The organism is Kitasatospora sp. NPDC057198 (assembly GCF_042670125.1).
Lineage (GTDB): Bacteria > Actinomycetota > Actinomycetes > Streptomycetales > Streptomycetaceae > Kitasatospora.
Genome location: NZ_JBHUWH010000072.1, coordinates 6,158 through 24,221, shown reverse-complemented (window position 1 = coordinate 24,221; position 18,064 = coordinate 6,158). Strand labels below are relative to the sequence as shown.

The window sequence follows — 18,064 nt, the reverse complement described above, 5'->3', positions numbered from 1 at the left end:
GGGGCCGCCCCGGGCCGGTGGGGCCCGGAGCGGCCGGGGCGGGTCAGGGGTTGCGGACCCAGAACTCGATGGACAGCGGCGGGACGGTCAGGGTCAGGCTCGGACCGGTCTTGAAGCCCAGGGACTGGTTGTTGGTCGAGGGACCGTAGCGGTGGCCTTCGAAGGCGGCGGCGGTCTGGGTGTCGACGGTGTAGGTGAAGGAGTCGGTGGCGGAGCGGTTGGTGACGGCGAAGACGGGCTTGCCGGCCGGGGTCTTCCAGGCCATGATCCGCTGGTCCCGGAGGACGGCGGACTCGTCGACGCCGTAGCGGACGGAGTCCCACGGCATGTACTTGACGAAGCCGGCGACGGCGTTCCAGTTCTGCGGGTTGAAGTCCCAGTGGCCGACCGGGATGTTCGGGAAGTGGCTGAAGTCGGTGTCGCTCGGCGGCCGCCAGAAGCCGAGCGAGTAGCCGGGCGACTCGGCGTTGGTGGTGGGCTTGAGGGCATGCAGCCAGAACCAGGTCGGGGCGTCCTGGAAGACCATCCAGTTCATGATCGACTGGGCGGTGTTGATCGTCCGGACGTCGGAGGTCTGGTTGTCGAGGTACTCGAACTCGTTGTTGAAGACCGGCTTGCCGAACGCCTGGCGGCGGAAGTCGTTGTCGATCTGGTAGTTGGAGTCGTAGCCGATCCGGTGGTAGCTCCAGGCGTCCACGTAGGAGAGCGCGGTGGAGTCGGCGATGATCGCCTGCCCGATCGGGCCGCCCCAGCCGTCGAGGCTGTCGGCGGTGACCATGACGTTCGGGTACTTGGACTTGATCTTCGGGGCGACGGCCTTGAAGGTCGCCAGGTACTGGTCGGCGCTGTAGACGCAGGAGGAGTAGGGGGTGGAGAACCGGGGCTCGTTCTGCAGGCCCCACATCGACACCGGGATGCCCTGGGCGGTGAGGTGGTCGAGGTCGCCGACCAGCGCGTCGCCGAAGTCGGCCAGGAACTGGGCGTCGAAGGAGGCCAGGCTGCCGCCGATGTAGGAGTTGTTGGACTTCCAGCCGGGGGCCGGCGACCAGTACTCCACCGAGGTGCCCTCGATGTGGGCACGGCTCATCATGTCGGCGAGGCCGGCGCCCTGGCCGGGGAAGCGGTCCTGGATGTGCTTGCGGGTGGAGTCCAGGCCCCGGTAGTAGAGGCCCATCGCCAGCCGGCAGTAGCGGAAGCCCCGGTCGGAGCGGCCGCCCATCAGCATCTGCTGGTAGAAGCGGGTGAGTTCGGAGTCGGTGAGGTCGTGCGGGACGCCGCTGACGGTGTCCGGCAGGCCGTTGTTGCCCGAGCCGATGGAGTCGGACTGGATCTCGAAGCCCAGGCCGAGGATGGTCTGCTTGGCGGCCTGGTCGAAGCGGATCGTGTAGCTGCCCGCGGTGGCGGCGGCCGCCGTCGAGGACAGGTTGAGCAGCGGGGACAGCGCCGCTCCGGCACCGGCTATCGCGGCGCCGCGCAGCAGGGATCGGCGGCTCATGCCGTTCGGCTCGGGCAGGGCCATGGTCTACCTCCGGGTGGGTGGGGGTGGGGGTGAAGGCGACAGGGGGTTCGGGGGCCCGGGTTCCGACGCGGGGTCAGAACCTGGCGACGGTGTAGCGGTCGACGGCGTCCTCGTCGAGGTCAAAGCCCAGGCCGGGGCCGGTGGGTACGGTCAGCACCCCGTCGGCGAACTTCGGCGGGTTGAGCAGGATCGCCTCGCGGATCGGGTTGGGCAGCCGGTTGTACTCGTAGGTGCGCAGGTTGGGGGTGGCCGCGCACAGCTGCAGGGCGGCGCACAGGCTGACGCCGGAGCCGACGCCGTGCGGGGCGATGTCGACGTGGAAGGCGGAGGCGAGCGCGGACAGCCGCATCGCCTCGGTGATGCCGCCGCACCGGGCGACGTTCGGCATGAAGACGTCGATGGCCCGGTTGAGCAGGGAGTCGCGCAGGTCGAAGCGGGTGAAGTGGGTCTCGCCGTTGACCACGGTCAGACCGGTGCGGCGGCGCAGTTCGCCGAGGTTGGCGAGGTCGTCGACCTGGAGCGGCTCCTCGTACCAGGAGATGCCGAGATCGGCGAGGACGGCGCCGACCCGGGTGGCCTGGTCGAGGTCGTAGGCGCAGTTGACGTCGGTGAGGATCTCGACGTCCTCGCCGACGGCGGCGCGCACCGCGCTCAGATGGGCCCGGTCGGTGCGCTCGCCGCGGCCGATCTTGACCTTGAGGGCCTTGAAGCCGGCGTCGACGAAGCCGAGCGCCTGGCGGGCGGAGTCCTCGGGGTCGGCGTGCAGGGCGACGGGGCTGGCGTAGCAGGGCACCGTCTCCCGGATCGGGCCGCCGAGCAGGCGGTGGACGGGCTGTCCGGCGAGCTTGCCGCGCAGGTCCCACAGGGCGAGGTCGATGCCGGCCAGCGCTTCGAGGTAGAAGCCGCGGTTGTGGCCGCCGGCCGCCTGCCCCTTGTAGAGGCGCTCCCAGATCGCACCGGTGGCCAGCGCGTCCTGGCCGATCAGCAGCGGGGCCAGCACGGTGGCCACCACGGTCGCGGTGACCTGCGGGGAGGGCAGGCCGTACGCCTCGCCGATGCCGACCGTGCCGTCCTCGGTGTGGACCTTGACCAGGGTCGCGTACTGGCCGCGGCGGGGCAGCACCAGGTGGCTGGAGGCGGGGTAGCGCAGCCAGTCCGGGACCTGGTCGGGCGAGTCGTAGAGGTCGTCGAAGCTGGCGGACAGGGCCAGGGCCTCGACCTTGGTGATGCGCAGCGGCTGGGTGCTCACGGGGTTCTCTCCTGCGGGGGTGGTACGGGCCGTCCTCGGTCGGGAGGGCGGGACGGGTCAGGCGTGCTCGGTGATGTCGCCGCGCGCGGTCTCGCGTCCGCTGAAGACGGCGACCGCGGTGATCAGGCAGCCGGCCACCACGTAGAGCGCGACGGGGGCGATGGAGTCGGTGCCGGCGACGAGCGCCGCGCCGATGAAGGGGGTGGTGCCGCCGAAGATCGCTCCGCCGAACTCCCGGCCGACGCTGACACCGCTGAACCGGACCCGGGCGTCGAACTGTTCGGCGACCAGGGCGGCCTGCGGGCCGAAGACCATGTCCTTGCAGATCGGGATGGCCAGCACCAGCGCCAGGAAGACCAGCGGGGTGCTGCCGGTGCCCAGCAGCCAGAAGAACGGGTAGGCGTAGACGACGGTGCAGGCCAGGCCGATGGCGACCATGGTGCGGCGGCCGATCCGGTCGGAGAGCCAGCCCCAGAACGGGATGGTGAGGATCTCCAGCGCCCCGGCCAGGGCGGCGGCCCACAGCATGGTCGACTTGGGGATGCCCAGGTTCTTGGTGGCGTAGGAGAGGCCGAACGCCTGGATCAGGTAGGCCCAGACGAAGCCGGAGGCGGTGATCCCGAGGACCCGCAGGACGGCGGCGGGCTGCTCCTTGACCACGGTGAGGAACGGGAAGCGGACGGTCTCGGCGCGCTCCTCGAGTCCGGCGAAGACCGGGGTCTCCTTGATGCCGCGGCGCAGCCACATCCCGAACAGCACCAGCACGAAGCTGAGCAGGAACGGGATGCGCCAACCCCAGGTGAGGAAGGCGTGGTCGGGCAGCAGGGCGACCAGGGCGAAGACGGCGGTGGCCAGCACGGAGCCGGCGCCGGTGCCCATCGCGGGGATGGAGCCGAACAGGCCGCGCTTGCCGTTGGGCGAGTTCTCGACGGTCAGCAGCGTGGCACCGGCGAACTCGCCGCCCACCGCGACGCCCTGGCAGATCCGCAGGACGATCAGCAGGATCGGGGCCCAGACGCCGGCGGTGGCGTGGGTGGGCAGGACGCCGACCAGGGTGGTGGCGACGCCCATGCCGAGCATCGTGATCAGCAGCACGTACTTGCGGCCGATGCGGTCGCCGAGGTGGCCGAACAGGATGCCGCCGATGGGGCGGGCGGCGAAGCCGACGCCGAAGGTGGCGAAGGAGGCGAGGGTGGCACCGGTGGAGCTGGAGCCGAAGAAGAGCGGGCCGAAGACCAGCGCCGAGGCGAGGCCGTAGAGGTTGAAGTCGTACCACTCCATGACGGTGCCGACGGTGGCGGCGGCCATGGTGCGCCGGGTGGTGGCGCGGGGGGTGCTGTTCACGTGGGTGCTTCCGGGGTGTGCTGTGGTGGTCACGGGGTTCTCCCACCGGGCAGGGGGTGGCTTGCACCACTCACAGTATGCGATATACGAAATGCGGTCCAGGGGTGGAATCAGGCTTTGCCGTTTCGTGTCCAGGTGTCTTCGCGGTAGGCCAGGACGGGAAGCGCGGACACCTCCGAGCGGCGGGCCAGCACCGCCCCGGCCTGGGCGTCCGGCTCGGCCAGCCGGTGCCGGGCGGTGGTGGCGAACATCAGCCCGCCGCCGAAGGCCACGCTGCTGACGTGCGGCGTCCCCACCGCCGAGGCGCCCAGCAGGCGGCCGTCCGGGGCGTGGCAGCGCACCGTCCCCGCGCCCCAGGCGGCGACCCACAGTCGGCCGCGGTCGTCCACGGCCATCCCGTCCGGGCGGCCCTGGGCGGGTGGCAGCCGCACCAGCAACCGGGCCGGGCCCAGCTGCCCGGTGGGGTCCAGCGGGTGGGCGGTGATCTCGCCGCGGGCGCTGTCGGCGAGGTAGAGCACAGTGCCGTCGGGGGAGAACACCGGCCCGTTGGGCACGGTCAGCCCGTCCAGCACGCGGTGCACGCCGCCGTCGGGGTCCGTCCGGTACAGGCTGCCCGCCCCCTCCGCCGCGTCGACGTCCATGCTGGTGGCCCAGAACCGGCCCGCCGGGTCGCAGCCCGCGTCGTTCATCCGCATCGGACGGCCGGCCCCGGCCTCCGGGCGGGCCAGCCAGCGCGGCGGCGCCCCGCCCGGGGTGAGCCGGACGATCCCGTCGCCCGCGGCGGCGATCCACTCCCCCGGCCGGCCCTGGACCGGCGCGGCCGCGCCCAGCGGGACGCCCAGGTCGGCCAGGGTCTCCAGGTGCTCCGGCCACTCCGGGTCCCAGCAGTGCAGGGTGCCGCGCAGCAGGTCGGTGTAGTACAACCGCCCGTCGTGCCAGCGCGCCCCCTCCGCCAGCTGGTGGCGGGCCGGGCCGACCGGCCGCCAGTGGTCCTCGCGCATCGGCGATTCCTCCTCATTGGGGTACGGTGCGCCGTCGCTCGGCGCGGAGCGGCGTGGTGCCGGGCGCGACGGGCAGAAGGCCGGGGTCGGACCGAGCCGACCCCGCCCACCTGCGTTCCTCGCATCGGCGGCGCCTCCTCACTGCTCGCAGTGCGCCGCCGCCCGGTGCGGGACGGCGCCGTTCAGCGCAGGGCGGTGCCGGGCGCGGCGGACAGCAGCCCGAGTTCGGCGCGGGTGGGCAGGCCCTCCCAGTCGCCGGCCGCGGCGACCGCGAACGCGCCCAGGGTCACGGCGCGTTCCAGCCGGCCGTCGACCGGCAGCCCGTCCAGTCGGCCGGACAGGTAGCCGGCCGTGAACGCGTCGCCGGCGCCGACCGTGTCGCGCACCGTCACCCGCACCGCCGCCCGGGCCGTGGAGCCGTCCTCGGTGAAGACCTCGGCACCTTCGGCGCCGCGCTTGACCACCACTTCGCGCACGCCCGCTTCGAGCAGCGCCTCGACCCGGGCGGCCTCGGTGTCGGCCGCTGCCGGGGCGGCCAGGTGCAGTTCGTCGTCCGAGGCGACCAGCACGGTGGCACGGGCGGCCAGCGGGCGCAGCGCCTCGGCGGCGTCCGGGGCGCTCCACAGCCGGGCCCGGAAGTTGACGTCCAGGCAGAGTGCGGCGCCGATGCGGCCGGCCTGCTCGGCGGCGTACCGCACGGCGGCCAGCGGGCCGGGGCCGAGCGCGGCGGTGACGCCGGTCAGGTGGACCACGTGGGCGCCGTCGGCGAGCGCGGCGGCAGCGTGGCGCTCGGCCAGGCGGCTGCCCGCCGAGTGCGCGCGGTAGTAGAGGACCCGGGTCAGGTCGGCGGTGCGGGGCTCGAAGACCACCAGGCCGGTGGGCGCGTCGGGGTCGACGGCGGCATGGGCGAGGTCGACGCCCTCGGCGCGCAGGGTGCGCAGCACCAGGCGGCCGAACTCGTCGGCGCCGACCAGGCCGGCCCAGCGGGTGCGGTGGCCGAGCCGGGCCAGCGCGATGGCGACGTTGGCCTCGGCGCCGGCCACGGTCAGGTCGAGGGAGCCGCCCAGGTGCAGGGGGTGGCCCGCCCGCAGGGCGGCCATGGTCTCCCCGAGGGTCACGACGTCGAGCACGGCTGTTCCCCCTTCGCCAGTCGCAGGAACTGTGCGATGCGGGCGGGCAGTTCGGCGTCGCCGCCGGGTCGGGCGGCGGTACCGACCAGCGGTCCGCCGACGCCGACGGCGAGCGCTCCGGCGGCCAGGAAGTCGGCGGCGGCGCGGGCGTCGACGCCGCCGACGGGGACGAAGTGCGCGGCGGGGAACGGGTCGCTCAGGGCCTTGAGGTAGGCGGGGCCGCCGAGGGAGGCGGGGAAGAGCTTGACGGCGGCGGCGCCCTCGGCGAGGGCGAGCGCCACTTCGGTGGGGGTGACCGCGCCGGCCACCACCGGCAGTCCGTTCTCCCGGGCCTGGTCGAGGGCGGCGGTCACGCCGGGGGTGACGGCGAAGGCGGCCCCGGCGGCGGCCGCGTCGCGGGCGTCGGCGGGGGTGAGGACGGTGCCCGCGCCGAGCGCGGCGTCCGGACCGAGGACGGCCCTGGCCTGCTCGATCACGCCGAGCGCGCCGGGCGTGGTCAGCGAGACCTCCACCAGGCGGACGCCGCCGCCGAACAGGGCCAGGACCGTGTCGAGCGCCGCGTCCGGGTCGGTGCCCCGGACGATGGCCAGGAGCCGGTTCGTCCGCAGGCTCTCGATGAGTTCGTCCGGTTGCATGCATGCCTCCCAGGGCTCCGCACAGTGGTTCGGATATAGTATACGTTCCTGCTGGTGTTTGACCCGCCCCTCCCGAAAGGCCCCTCCCATGACCAGAACGGCTCTCATCACCGGTGCGGCCGGCGGCATCGGTAGCGCCGTCGCCGCGCGCCTGCTCGCCGACGGCTGGCAGGTGGCCGGCCTCGACATGGCCGGCACCGGCCCGGCGGGGGTGCGGATGCACCGCGCGGACGCCACCGACCCCGCCCAGGTGCGCGCCGCGGTCGCCGCCGCCCGGGCCGGGCTCGGCCGCCTCGACGCCCTGGTGACCTGCGCGGGCCTGACCGAGGGCGCGCCGCTGCACGAGACCACCGACGAACAGTGGCACCGGGTGCTGGACGCCAACCTCACCTCGGTGTTCCACTGCGTGCGCGAGGTGCTGCCCGCGATGCTGGAGGCCGGTTCCGGCACCGTGGTGACCGTCGGCTCGGTCCTGCACCGCACCGCCGCGCCCGGCCTGCCCGCCTACGCCGCCGCCAAGGGCGCCATCGCCGCCCTCACCCGGCAACTGGCCGTCGACTACGGCCGGTACGGACTGACCTTCCTCACCCTCTCCCCCGGCTGGGTGCGCACCCCCGCCACCGAGTCCCGCCTCGGACCGCTCGCCGAACAGGATCTGGCCCGGCTGCGGGAGAGCAACCCGCTGCGCACCGTCCCCGACGCCGAGCGGTTCGCCGACGCCGTCGCGCTGGCCCTCAGCCCCGCCGCCGCCCTGCTCACCGGCTCCGAACTCGTCCTGGACGCCGGCGCCCGCCTGGTCAGCCCGGCCAGCCTGCTGCGCGACGGCCACCGCGAGCGCCTGGGCCTGCCCCCGCTGGACGCCTGACGGTCGGTCACGCCGAGGGCCCGCCGGCCCCGGCCCGTACGGGGGCGGCACCGGCGGCCCCGCGACAGTGCCGGGACGGGCAGCGGGCGCGGGCCGACCGGAACAGCGGGCCGAGCACCGCAGACGGAACCGGGGCCGAACGACGAGAACGCCCGCACCGCAGGGGCACGCACCGCAGCGGCGGCGTACCGTGGCGCACCCGCCTTGCCATCCTCTCCGCACCGGAACCGGCCCGGACCCTGCCGTCAGACGTCCAGCGGCCCGCTTTCGTCCCGCCCCGGGGTCACGCGCCGACGGCGACCTCGTGGTCGGCCTGGGCGCGCATGTGCAGTCGGGCGGCGTCCGCCGCGGCTCGCGGGTCGCGCGCACGCAGGGTCGTCAACAGCGCCTCGTGCTCGGCGACCACGGTGGCCCACTCGCGCTCGCCCATCGGCGCGGTGACCCGGTAGCGGCGCACCGTCAGCAGCAGCTGGTCGGTCAGCTCGGCCAGCACCCGGTAGCCCGCCGCCTCGGCGAGCAGGCCGTGGAATCGGGAGTTCAGCTCCGCCATCGCGGTCAACTCGCCGTTCGCCAGCGCGGCCCGCATGTCCGCCTGGACCGCCTCCACCGCGGTGAGCCGCTCCTCGGTGATCCGGGCGGCCGCGAGTTCGGCCACCAACGCCTCGATCGCCTCACGGGCCAGGAACACCCCGCGCATCTCGGCGACGTCCACGGCGGCCACCGTGACTCCGGCGTGCGGCCGGGACACCAGCAGTCCGTCCGCCTCCAGCCGCTTGACCGCCTCCCGGACCGGGATCTTGCTGACACCCAGCGCCCGGGACAGCTCGTCCATGTTGACCCGCTCGCCCGGCTTCAGGTCACCCTCGGCGATCGCCCGGTGCAGGCTCTCGTAGGCCAGGTCGGCCTTGCTCTTCACCGCGGGTAGCGGATTGGCCCAGCTGTTCTCACCCATCCGTCAATCGTATGCGATATTCCATGCTTTGTCCAAGGCTCAACGAACCCCTCGCAACCACCCGGACACGCTCTGGCAGCAGGAAGGGCTGCGAGAGGCTCCGCGCGACGCAGAGCGCATCGCCCCGGCGCCCAAGGCGATCGCCACCACCCACCGCGCCGCTCCTCCCCCGGGCCAGGAAGAACGGCCCTACACCGTCGGCTCCTGGTCAGCCTGGGAACGCATGTGCAGTCGGGCGGCGTCCGCCGCGGCTCGCGGGTCGCGCGCGCGCACCGCCACCAGCAGCGCCTCGTGCTCGGCGGCGACCGTCTCCCAGCTGGTGGCGTCCAGCGGCGCGGTGACCCGGTAGCGGCGCACCGTCAGCAGCAGCTGGTCGGTCAGCTCGGCCAGCACCCGGTAGCCCGCCGCCTCGGCGAGCAGGCCGTGGAATCGGGAGTTGAGCTCCGCCATCGCGGTCAACTCGCCGTTCGCCAGCGCGGCCCGCATGTCCGCCTGGACCGCCTCCACCGCGGTGAGCCGCTCCTCGGTGATCCGGGCGGCCGCGAGTTCGGCCACCAACGCCTCGATCGCCTCGCGGGCCAGGAACACCCCGCGCATCTCGGCGACGTCCACGGCGGCCACCGTGACTCCGGCGTGCGGCCGGGACACCAGCAGTCCGTCCGCCTCCAGCCGCTTGACCGCCTCCCGGACCGGGATCTTGCTGACACCCAGCGCCCGGGACAGCTCGTCCATGTTGACCCGCTCGCCCGGCTTCAGGTCACCCTCGGCAATCGCCCGGTGCAGGCTCTCGTAGGCCAGGTCGGCCTTGCTCTTGGCCACCGGCAGCGACTTCGCCCAGCTGTTCATGCCCACACCGTAGGCGATCGCACCCACCCTCCGGTACGCGGCCCGCGACACCGGGCCCCGACGGCCGCCTTCTCCGGAACCCCGGGAAACGCGGATCCCCACCGTCCCCCGCCGCCCCGGATCCGACCGTGCGCGACGGGGCGGCCGCGTGCCCCCCACCGGCCGACGCCTGCCACTACCTCCAGGCAATCGTATCCGTTATACGATAATGGCTCACAGTGCGACCGTACGAGGAGAGGACCGCCATGCTCGATGCGCTCCCCCGCCCCCGCCTGGAGGACGTGGCGGCCGCCGCGGGCGTCTCCAAGTCGACGGCGTCCAAGGTGCTCGGCGACGCTCCCGGCACCCGGGTCGGAGAGCGGACCCGAACCCGGATCCGGGAGGCCGCCCGGCGGCTGGGCTACCGACCGCACGGACCGGCGCGGCTGCTCGCCACCGGGCGCACCGGGGCGGTCGCGCTGGTGGGGCCGTCACTGTCCGATCCCGACTGGGCGGCGGCCGTCGGCGGGGCCACCCGCCGCGCGGCCCTGCTCGGCCTCGCCGCACTGGTGGTCGAGGACGCGGGCGACGATCCGCCGGCACACGGCTCTGCGGCGCTCGTCGACCCCGACCTGGTCGACGGTGTCCTCGTCGGCCCGGGGGCCGCGGGTGCGGCGGAGGCACTCGGCTTCGGACGGCTGCCCGGCGTCGTCCTGGGAGAGTACGGACATCCGGGCTGGACGGACGTTCCGGACCGCGCCACCGAGGTCGCCCGGGGTGCGGTGGACTTCCTCGCCGGACTGGGCCACCGCCGCCTGGGCCTGATCGGCAGGCCGGCGCGACGCGGTGGAGCAGGGCCGGATGCCTTCGTGAGGCGTTGCCGCGAACTGGGCCTGCCGGAACCCGTCGTCACCCTGCAGCGGGCGGACGAGCGCGGTGGTGCCGACGGGCTGGCGGAGCTACGCCGCTCCCGCACGGCGCCGAGCGCGGTGCTGACGGCCTCGTTCGCACAGGCGGTGGGGGTGCTGGGCACGGCCGCCCGGCTGGGACTGGACGTCCCGGGCGAGGTGTCGGTGCTGGCGGGCGGCGACTGCCCGGCCGCCGACCATCTCGTTCCGACGCTCAGCACGCTCGCCGTACCGTCCGCCGAGCTGGGGGCGGTCGCCGTCGGGGCCCTGGCCGCGGTGCTGTCCGGCGCGGATCCGCGCACGGCCGGAAGGGCCGCCCCGGCTCCAATGCTGACCGTCCGCGGCTCCACCGGGTCGAGCCGCGCAGGCAGCCTTTCGGAACTTGCACTATTTCTATGAAAACCTTCTGATTTTATGGCAGTAAAGCGCCCCAAGGGTATTGAAAGCACTTCGGCCGGACTGTTAGCGTCCGGGGCTCGGGGCAGTCGCCCCCATCGGCCGGTGCTCCTCGACGAGCAGACCGGCAGCTGACTCCCTGGGCCCCACCGGGGCCGTTGCCCCCCACTCCCCCTGCGGTCCGGAACCGCGCCCACCCGCCTTCCCGGGCCTTCTCCCTGCCAGGAGTCCCCATGTCAGACGAGCAGGATCGCCCCCCGAGTCGGCGTCCCTTCCTCGGCGCCGCCGGGTCCGGCACCCTCTCGAACATCAAACACATCGTGATCTTCATGCAGGAGAACCGGGCCTTCGAGCACTACTTCGGCACCCTGAACGGCGTACGCGGCTTCGGCGACCGCAACGCCGTCGCCCTGCCCGGCGGCAAGCCGGTCCGGCACCAGCCCAACTCGACCAACCCGGACGGGCACATCCTGCCGTTCCGGATGAACACCGCCACCACAAACTCGATCTGTGCGGGCGCAGCAACCATGGACTGGTCCACCGACCTCGGGACCTACAACGGCGGCAAGTTCGACTCCTGGAGCTCCGGCCGCACCCCCGCCATCGACATGGGCCGCTTCGCCCGCAAGGACCTGGACTTCTACTACGGGCCGGCGAACGCGTTCACCCTCTGCGACCACTACTTCCAGTCCACGCTGACCCAGACCAACCCCAACCGCCTGCACGTCTTCACCGGCAGCAACGGCGGCCCGGTCGGCCAGAGCGCGATCATGGACAACTCGGAGCCCTCGGCGGGCTTCACCTGGACCACCTACGCCGAGCGCCTGCGGAACGCCGGGATCTCCTGGAAGGTCTACCAGCAGAGCGACAACTTCAACGACAACGCACTCGCCTGGTTCGCCGGCTTCAAGAACGCCAAGGCCGACCGGCCGCTGTACGACCGCGACCTCGCCACCGTGCCCGGCCTGGTCGCCGCGTTCGGCAACAACCTGGCCAACAGCACTCTCCCGCAGGTCAGTTGGATCGTCGCCCCGGCCATCCAGTCCGAGCACGCCAACTACCGCCCCACGGTCGGCACCGACCCCACCGCCCGGCTGCTCAAGCAGCTCGCCGCCCACCCCGACGTCTGGTCCAACACCGCCTTCCTGCTCGAGTACGACGAGAACGGCGGCTTCTTCGACCACGTCCCGCCGCCGATGCCGCCGACCTCCGACAGCAACGGGCTGTCCACCGTCACCACCAGCGGCGAGATCCCGGGCGGCAAGCAGACGAGCCTGGGCTTCCGCGTCCCGATCATCGTCATCTCGCCGTGGACCCGCCAACGGCACCCATCCGCCCGGCAACGTGCTCGACGACGCACCCACCACCATGTGGCACACCCGCTGGAACCCCGGCCCGACCCGTTCCCGCACGACATCCGCTTCGACCTCGGCACCGCCCGCACCGCCACCGGCCTCACCTACCTGCCCCGCCCCGACGGCGGCAACGGCCGGATCGGCAGTGACGAGATCGCCACCAGCTCCGACGGCACCACCTGGAGCAGCCCCGTCGCCTCCGGCACCTGGGCCGACGACGCCAAACCGAAGGCCGTCACCTTCCCCGCCACCACCGCCCGCTGGGTCCGCCTGCGCCCTCACCGAAGCCGGCAACCGCGGCGCCTGGACCGGCGCCGCCGAGATCCGCGTCCTGGGCCCCAGCGCCTGACGCGGCACCGGCGTGCGGCTCTGTGATCGAGGACACCGACCCGCACGCACCCACCGACCGGGCGGTCCCGGGCACGGCCACACCGAGCGGTCATCGGTCCGTCAGGCCACAGGTTCCCGGGCCCGCCCCTTCCCAAGACGCCCGAAGCAACGAGGAGCAGCGTGCCCGATCTCGACGTGGGCCTGATCGGCTCCGGAACGGCGGCCCGCACCCGCCTGGCCGCCTGGCTGGCCCTGGGAGCCCGGGTCCGGGTCTACTCCCCCGACGGCCGCCACCACCGCCTTGCCGCGGAGCACGCCCCTTATCACGTCACTGCGGCGGTGTCGCTGCGACGACTGCTCAGCCACAGCGCACTCGTCGACGTCTGCACGCCCGCGCACAGTCGACACGCCTTCGTCCTGGCCGCGGCCAGGACCGGCTGCGACACCGTGTGCGAGCTGCCGTCTGCCGCCGATCCGACCGAGGCGCGGCAAGCCGCGGACGCGGCGGAAGCGGCGGGTGTGCACCTGTTCCCGGCCGGGTTCGAGCGCTGGGGGGCGACTCACGCGTCGCTGCGCCGGGCGCTCGCGGACGGGACGGCGGAGTTCGGGCCGACGGCCGTGCTGGAGTTCGGCCGGACGGCTGCCCGCCCGGACCGTTCGCACCGGTCAGCCGCCGGGGCAGGTGGCGACGGGCGCGTCCTCGCCGAGTTGTCGGTGCACGACTTCGACCTGGCCCGTTCGCTGGCCGGCGAGGTGGTCCGGGTGTTCGCGCAGCTCCAAGCGGAGGTCCAGGGCCCGCCCGTCGCTGCCACGGTGGTGCTCACCCACGCCTCAGGAACGGTCAGCCTGGTCCGGGGCCGCTGGGTCCTGCCGGGCACCACCGTCGGCACCACCGCCCGGCTGTCCGGCCCCCGGGGCGAGGTTTGGCAGCACGCGTCGGCTCCGGTCGGCCCCGCCGACGCGCGGCGACCGTCTCCCTGGGCCGACGACGACCCGACGGTCGCCGGGCTACGGGCCTTCACCACGGCCGTCCGCACCGGACGCCCGGCCCCCGTCACCGCCCGCGACGGTGTGATGGCCGCCCGGATCGTCGCCGCCGCCCGGCTGTCCGCGTTCTCCGGCCGGGCCGTCGAGCTGTCCGCCGAGGACTGACGCCCCGGCTACAGGTCGTCCCACTGGTCGAGCAGCGCGTCGGCGTCCGGTTCGGCGGCGGGCGGCTCCTCGGCGAGGTCCTGCTCGACCCAGATGATCTTGCCGCGGTCCAGGTAACGGGTTCCCCAGCGCTCGCAGAACCGGGCCACCAGGTAGAGGCCGCGGCCGCCCTCGTCGGTGTCGGCGGCCCGGCGCAGGTGCGGGGAGGTGCTGCTGCCGTCGGCGACCTCGCAGATCAGGTGGCGGTCGTCGCAGAGCAGGCGCAGCCGGACCGGGTCGGTGCCGTAGCGGATGGTGTTGGTGACGAGTTCGCTGATGATCAGCTCGGTGGTGAAGACCTTGTGCGCCAGGTCCCAGCGCTCCAGGGTCGCGGTAACGTCGGCGCGGACCCGGGAGACGGTGGCGGGGTCGCGCTCCAGGCGCCACTCGGCGATCCGGCCGGGGTCGAGGCGGCGGGCGCGGGCGACGAGCAGCGCGACGTCGTCGTCGGGGTGGTCGGGCGGCAGGGCGTCCAGGACGGCGGCGCAGACGCCCTCGGGGGTGCGGTCGGAGCCGGCCAGGGCGCCGGCGAGCAGGGTGTAGGCGTCGTCGGGGTCGAGGCGGCGCGGCTGGAGCAGGCCGTCGGTGAACAGCACCAGCAGGGTGCCCTCGTCGAGGTGCAGGCCGATCGTCTCGGCGGGCAGCGCCTCGCCGGTGCCCAGCGGCGGGGAGAGCGGCAGGTCGGGGACGTGCACGGTGCCGTCGGGGTGCAGCAGGGCGGGCGGGGGGTGGCCGGCCGAGGCCATCGCGCAGTGGCCGGTGGCGGGGTCGTAGACGGCGTACAGGCAGGTCGCGCCGGTGACCGCGCCGCCGTCCGCGCCGGGGTCCAGGCGGGTGACGAACTCGTCGAGCCGGGCGAGGAGTTCGTCGGGGTCGAGGTCGAGCGCGGAGAAGTTGTGGACGGCGGTGCGCAGCCGCCCCATCGCGGCCGCGGCCCCGACGCCGTGCCCGACCACGTCGCCGACCACCAGGGCGACCCGGGCGCCGGAGAGCGGGATGGCGTCGAACCAGTCGCCGCCGACGCCCGCTTCGGCGGCCCGGTAACGCCAGGCGGTGTCGACGGCGCGGTGCGCGGGGAGTTCGCCGGGCAGCAGGCTGCGCTGCAGGGCGGTGGCGGTGGCGTGCTCGCGGGTGTAGCGGCGGGCGTTGTCGAGGCTGACGGCGGCGCGCAGGGCGAGTTCCTCGGCGAAGGCGAGGTCGTCGTCGGTGAACGGCGGCTGCTGGGCGCGCCAGAAGTTGGCCACGCCGAGGACCAGGTCGCGGGCCTGGAGCGGGATGGAGACGACGCTGTGCAGGCCGAAGTCGAGCAGTTCGCGGGCGTGGGCCGGGTCGGCGCACCAGTCGTCGGTGGCGGCGAGGTCGATGCGCAGGGCGCGCCCGGCGGCGAGGTCGGTGGGGATGGTGGACGCGGGGGCGGTGCCGACGGGGTGACCGAGCGGGTACAGCGGGAAGTCCTCGCGAACACCGGTGCGGGCGGTGCGGCGGACCGCGGTGCTGCCGGGTTCGGGTTCCGCGCCCGCCAGCACGGGTTCGAGCAGTTCGACGGTGGCGTAGTCGGCGAAGGCGGGAACGGCCGCTCGGGCGAGTTCCTCGGCGGTGCGGGTGACGTCGAGGGTGGTGCCGATCCGCAGTCCGGCGGCGTACAGCAGGTCGAGGCGGCGGTGCGCGGTCTCGGCGCGGCCGGCCAGGGCCCGCAGTTCGGTGGTGTCTCGCAGGGTGGCGACGGCGCCCTGGGTACGGCCGGAGCGTTCCACCGGGCGCTGATTGACGGCGAGCAGCCGTTCACCGACGGGGTGGACCTCGTCGGTGGCCGGGCGGCCGGTGGCGAGCAGGTCGGCGAGGGCGGGCGGCAGGGCGAGCGCGTCCAGCGGGAGTGCGGTGCCGGGGTCGGCGGGCAGGTCGAGCAGGCGGCGGGCCTCGTCGTTGGCGAGCTGGAGGCGGCCGTCCCCGGTGATGACGACGCCTTCGCGCACCGCGTGCAGCACGGCGTCGTGGTGCTCGTACATCCGGGTCATCTCGGCCGGTCCGAGGCCGTGGGTCTGCCGCCGCAGCCGTCGGTTGACCAGCGCGGACCCGGCGGCGGCAAGGGCGAGGGCGGTCCCAGCGGCGGCGAACAGGACGGGCAGTTGCGCCTGCAGGTGCTCCTGGACGCTGCGTACCTGGATGCCGACGGAGACCAGACCGGCGACCTTCCCGCCGGGGTCGAAGACCGGGACGGTGGTGTCGACGGCGCGCCCGAACAGGGTGCTGTCGAAGGTCTCCTGGAAGGGTTCGCCGGCGAGGGCGGGGGCGAAGTTCCCGGAGACGTGGCCGCCGATCAGGGCGGGGTCGGGGTGCGACCAGCGGGTGCCGTCGGGGGCGAAGGCCACGATGTACGCCACGTCGGCCCTGGTCCGGGTCTGTTCGGCGGCGGGCTGCAGCACGGCGCTGGGGTCGGCGGACTCCATCGCGGCGAGCGTGCCGGGCGCGTGGGCGAAGGATTCGGCGACCGACATCGAGCGGTCGTACGCCTCCTGGGTGGTGCGCTGCCGGGCCTGCACCACCAGGGCGGCCAGGGCGGCGGCGACCAGCACCGCGATGACGACCAGTTGCAGCAAGAACACCCGGGCGGCGAGGCTGCGCGGCATCCTGGGCCCCCGCGGTCTCCCGGTCTCGCTCACCCCTTCATTCTGGGAGCCCGCCCCGGCCCCGGCATCCGGGTGGGGCGGGCCGCTCCGGGCGGCGGGGTGCCGGAGGCGGGCGCTCGGGGGTCCGGGCCGGTGGCGGCCCCGGCTCAGCAGGGACGCCACCGGTGCGGAGTGGGCGGCGGAACCGACCCTCCGCGGTCGTCGCCGCCCGTTCCGCCGGGCTCCGGCCACGCCGTTCCGCGTCGTTGCGGTGGCGCCGAGAGGCCGGTCCGGCGGAGTTCCTGGGTGGTGCGCTGGTGGTGGGGGACGGGGGTCAGGCGGGCAGGCCGATGGCGCGTTCGCCGCTGCGGCGCTGCTGGACGACGACGGCGACGACGAGCAGGGCGCCCTGGGCGACGTTCTGCCAGAAGGAGTTGATGCCCTGGACGGTGAGGCCGTTCTCCAGGCAGCCGAGCAGGGCGACGGCGAGCAGGGTGCCGCCGATGCCGCCCTTGCCGCCCTTGAGGGCGCAGCCGCCGAGGGCGGCGGCGGTGATGGCCTTGAGCTCGAGGCCCTCGCTGCCGGAGGTGGGCTGGCCGGAGCCGGTGCGGGCGGTGAGCAGGACGCCGGCGAGGGCGGCGACGATGCCGATCAGGCCGTAGACGGCGATCAGGTACTTGTTGATGTTGATGCCGGCGAGGCGGGCGGCGGTGTCGTTGCCGCCGATCGCGTAGAGGTTGCGGCCCAGGTCGGTGCGGGCCAGCAGGACGTGCACGGCGAGCGCGACCACGACCAGCAGCCAGACCATGACGGGCAGCCCGGCGATCCTGCCGCGGCCGAGGAAGACGAACACCGGGTCGCCCAGCACGTAGCCCTGGGCGCGGCCGTCGGAGATCAGCTGGGCCAGGCCCTTGTAGGCGGCGAGTCCGGCCAGGGTGGCGATGGTGGGGTTGACCCGGCCGTGCACGATGACCGCGCCGTTGAGCAGGCCGATCAGCAGGCCGACGGCGACGGCGGCGGCGATGCCCGCGTAGGCGTTGGAGCCCGCGGAGGTGAAGGCCATCGCGGAGACCACGGAGGCGACGCCGGCCTGGGAGCCGACCGAGATGTCCAGGCCGCCGCAGATGATGACCACGGTCTGCACGACGGCCAGCAGGCCGGTGATGGTGGCGGCCTCGGCGATCACCTGGAGGTTGTCCAGGCTCAGGTAGTTGTCGTTGAGCGTCCCGAACACGGCGAGCACCACGGCCAGGGCGCCGATCAGGCTGAGGTGCTGCGCGCCGAGCCGGGCGATCAGCGAGGGGAGGGCGGAGCCCCGGGCGGCCTCGGGCCGGGCGGGCGGGCTGGTCAGGGCGGTCATGAGGTGGCTCCAGGGGAGGGGGTGCGGGGCGTGAGGTCGTCGGCCATGGCGAGGTGCAGGACGGCTTCCTCGGTGGCCTGGGCGCGGTCGAGTTCGCCGGTGATCCGGCCGCCCTGCATGACGACGATGCGGTCGGCCAGGCCGAGCAGTTCGGGCAGTTCGGAGGAGATCACCAGCAGGGCGACGCCCTGTTCGGCGAGGTCGGCGACGATCCGGTAGATCTCGGCCTTGGCGCCGACGTCGATGCCGCGGGTCGGCTCGTCGAGGATCAGCACCTCGGGTCTGCGGGCCAGCCAGCGGGCCAGGACGACCTTCTGCTGGTTGCCGCCGGAGAGCTTGCGCACCTCGTGCTCGATCGAGGGGGTGCGCACCCGCAGCCGCTCGGTGTACTCCTGCGC

Annotated in this window: 15 protein-coding genes; 4 read left to right on the top strand and 11 right to left on the bottom strand. The window is 74.0% G+C overall.

All coding sequences use genetic code 11. The features are described 5' to 3' along the window. Positions 1-43: 43 nt before the first annotated feature. From ACFUEL_RS11870 to ACFUEL_RS11845, 6 genes are all read right to left on the bottom strand, one after another. A complete protein-coding gene (locus tag ACFUEL_RS11870) occupies positions 44-1,519 on the bottom strand; it encodes a hypothetical protein (RefSeq protein WP_380235969.1) in 1,476 nt (491 codons plus the stop codon). 73 nt (positions 1,520-1,592) lie between these two features. Then, on the bottom strand, positions 1,593-2,768 hold the full coding sequence (locus tag ACFUEL_RS11865) for a mandelate racemase/muconate lactonizing enzyme family protein (RefSeq protein WP_123559003.1): 1,176 nt from the start codon (positions 2,766-2,768) through the stop codon (positions 1,593-1,595). A 57-nt stretch (positions 2,769-2,825) separates the two neighbouring features. After that, positions 2,826-4,145, bottom strand: coding sequence for an MFS transporter (locus ACFUEL_RS11860; RefSeq protein ID WP_380235968.1), 1,320 nt, complete (start codon positions 4,143-4,145; stop codon positions 2,826-2,828). Between the two features lie 77 nt (positions 4,146-4,222). Further along, entirely contained in the window at positions 4,223-5,113 is an 891-nt protein-coding gene (locus tag ACFUEL_RS11855; protein ID WP_380235967.1) for an SMP-30/gluconolactonase/LRE family protein, read from the bottom strand. A 182-nt stretch (positions 5,114-5,295) separates the two neighbouring features. Continuing rightward, complete coding sequence (locus tag ACFUEL_RS11850) at positions 5,296-6,213, bottom strand: sugar kinase (RefSeq protein WP_380235970.1); 918 nt, start codon at positions 6,211-6,213, stop codon at positions 5,296-5,298. Positions 6,214-6,227: 14 nt separating this feature from the next. Further along, positions 6,228-6,878, bottom strand: coding sequence for a bifunctional 4-hydroxy-2-oxoglutarate aldolase/2-dehydro-3-deoxy-phosphogluconate aldolase (locus tag ACFUEL_RS11845; RefSeq protein WP_380235966.1), 651 nt, complete (start codon positions 6,876-6,878; stop codon positions 6,228-6,230). Between the two features lie 88 nt (positions 6,879-6,966). Here ACFUEL_RS11845 and ACFUEL_RS11840 point away from each other — a divergent pair, with 88 nt between their 5' ends. Further along, complete coding sequence (locus ACFUEL_RS11840; protein ID WP_380235965.1) at positions 6,967-7,743, top strand: SDR family NAD(P)-dependent oxidoreductase; 777 nt, start codon at positions 6,967-6,969, stop codon at positions 7,741-7,743. A gap of 283 nt (positions 7,744-8,026) precedes the next feature. On the opposite strand, the gene ACFUEL_RS11835 is transcribed toward ACFUEL_RS11840, so the two are convergent. After that, complete coding sequence (locus ACFUEL_RS11835) at positions 8,027-8,695, bottom strand: GntR family transcriptional regulator (protein WP_380235964.1); 669 nt, start codon at positions 8,693-8,695, stop codon at positions 8,027-8,029. A gap of 189 nt (positions 8,696-8,884) precedes the next feature. Further along, positions 8,885-9,541: a GntR family transcriptional regulator gene (locus ACFUEL_RS11830; protein WP_380235963.1), complete on the bottom strand. Its 657-nt coding sequence runs from the start codon at positions 9,539-9,541 to the stop codon at positions 8,885-8,887. 245 nt (positions 9,542-9,786) lie between these two features. Here ACFUEL_RS11830 and ACFUEL_RS11825 point away from each other — a divergent pair, with 245 nt between their 5' ends. The 3 genes from ACFUEL_RS11825 (at position 9,787) to ACFUEL_RS11815 (ending at position 13,661) form a co-directional block, all read left to right on the top strand. After that, positions 9,787-10,827, top strand: a complete 1,041-nt coding sequence (locus ACFUEL_RS11825; protein ID WP_380235962.1) for a LacI family DNA-binding transcriptional regulator — start codon at positions 9,787-9,789, stop codon at positions 10,825-10,827. A gap of 230 nt (positions 10,828-11,057) precedes the next feature. Next, positions 11,058-12,554 (top strand): alkaline phosphatase family protein, encoded by a 1,497-nt coding sequence (locus tag ACFUEL_RS11820; protein WP_380235961.1) that lies wholly within the window; start codon positions 11,058-11,060, stop codon positions 12,552-12,554. A gap of 135 nt (positions 12,555-12,689) precedes the next feature. Next, the gene (locus ACFUEL_RS11815; RefSeq protein WP_380235960.1) at positions 12,690-13,661 is read left to right on the top strand and encodes a Gfo/Idh/MocA family protein; all 972 of its coding nucleotides are present in this window, start codon (positions 12,690-12,692) and stop codon (positions 13,659-13,661) included. 8 nt (positions 13,662-13,669) lie between these two features. Here the strand turns inward: ACFUEL_RS11815 and ACFUEL_RS11810 are convergent, their stop codons facing one another. The 3 genes from ACFUEL_RS11810 to ACFUEL_RS11800 form a co-directional block, all read right to left on the bottom strand. Beyond that, a complete protein-coding gene (locus ACFUEL_RS11810; protein WP_380235959.1) occupies positions 13,670-16,327 on the bottom strand; it encodes a SpoIIE family protein phosphatase in 2,658 nt (885 codons plus the stop codon). Between the two features lie 313 nt (positions 16,328-16,640). After that, on the bottom strand, positions 16,641-17,666 hold the full coding sequence (locus ACFUEL_RS11805) for an ABC transporter permease (protein WP_380235958.1): 1,026 nt from the start codon (positions 17,664-17,666) through the stop codon (positions 16,641-16,643). Then, the coding region (locus ACFUEL_RS11800) for an ATP-binding cassette domain-containing protein (RefSeq protein ID WP_380235957.1) at positions 17,663-18,064 on the bottom strand (402 nt) is incomplete at its 5' end. The genes ACFUEL_RS11805 and ACFUEL_RS11800, both read right to left, overlap by 4 nt.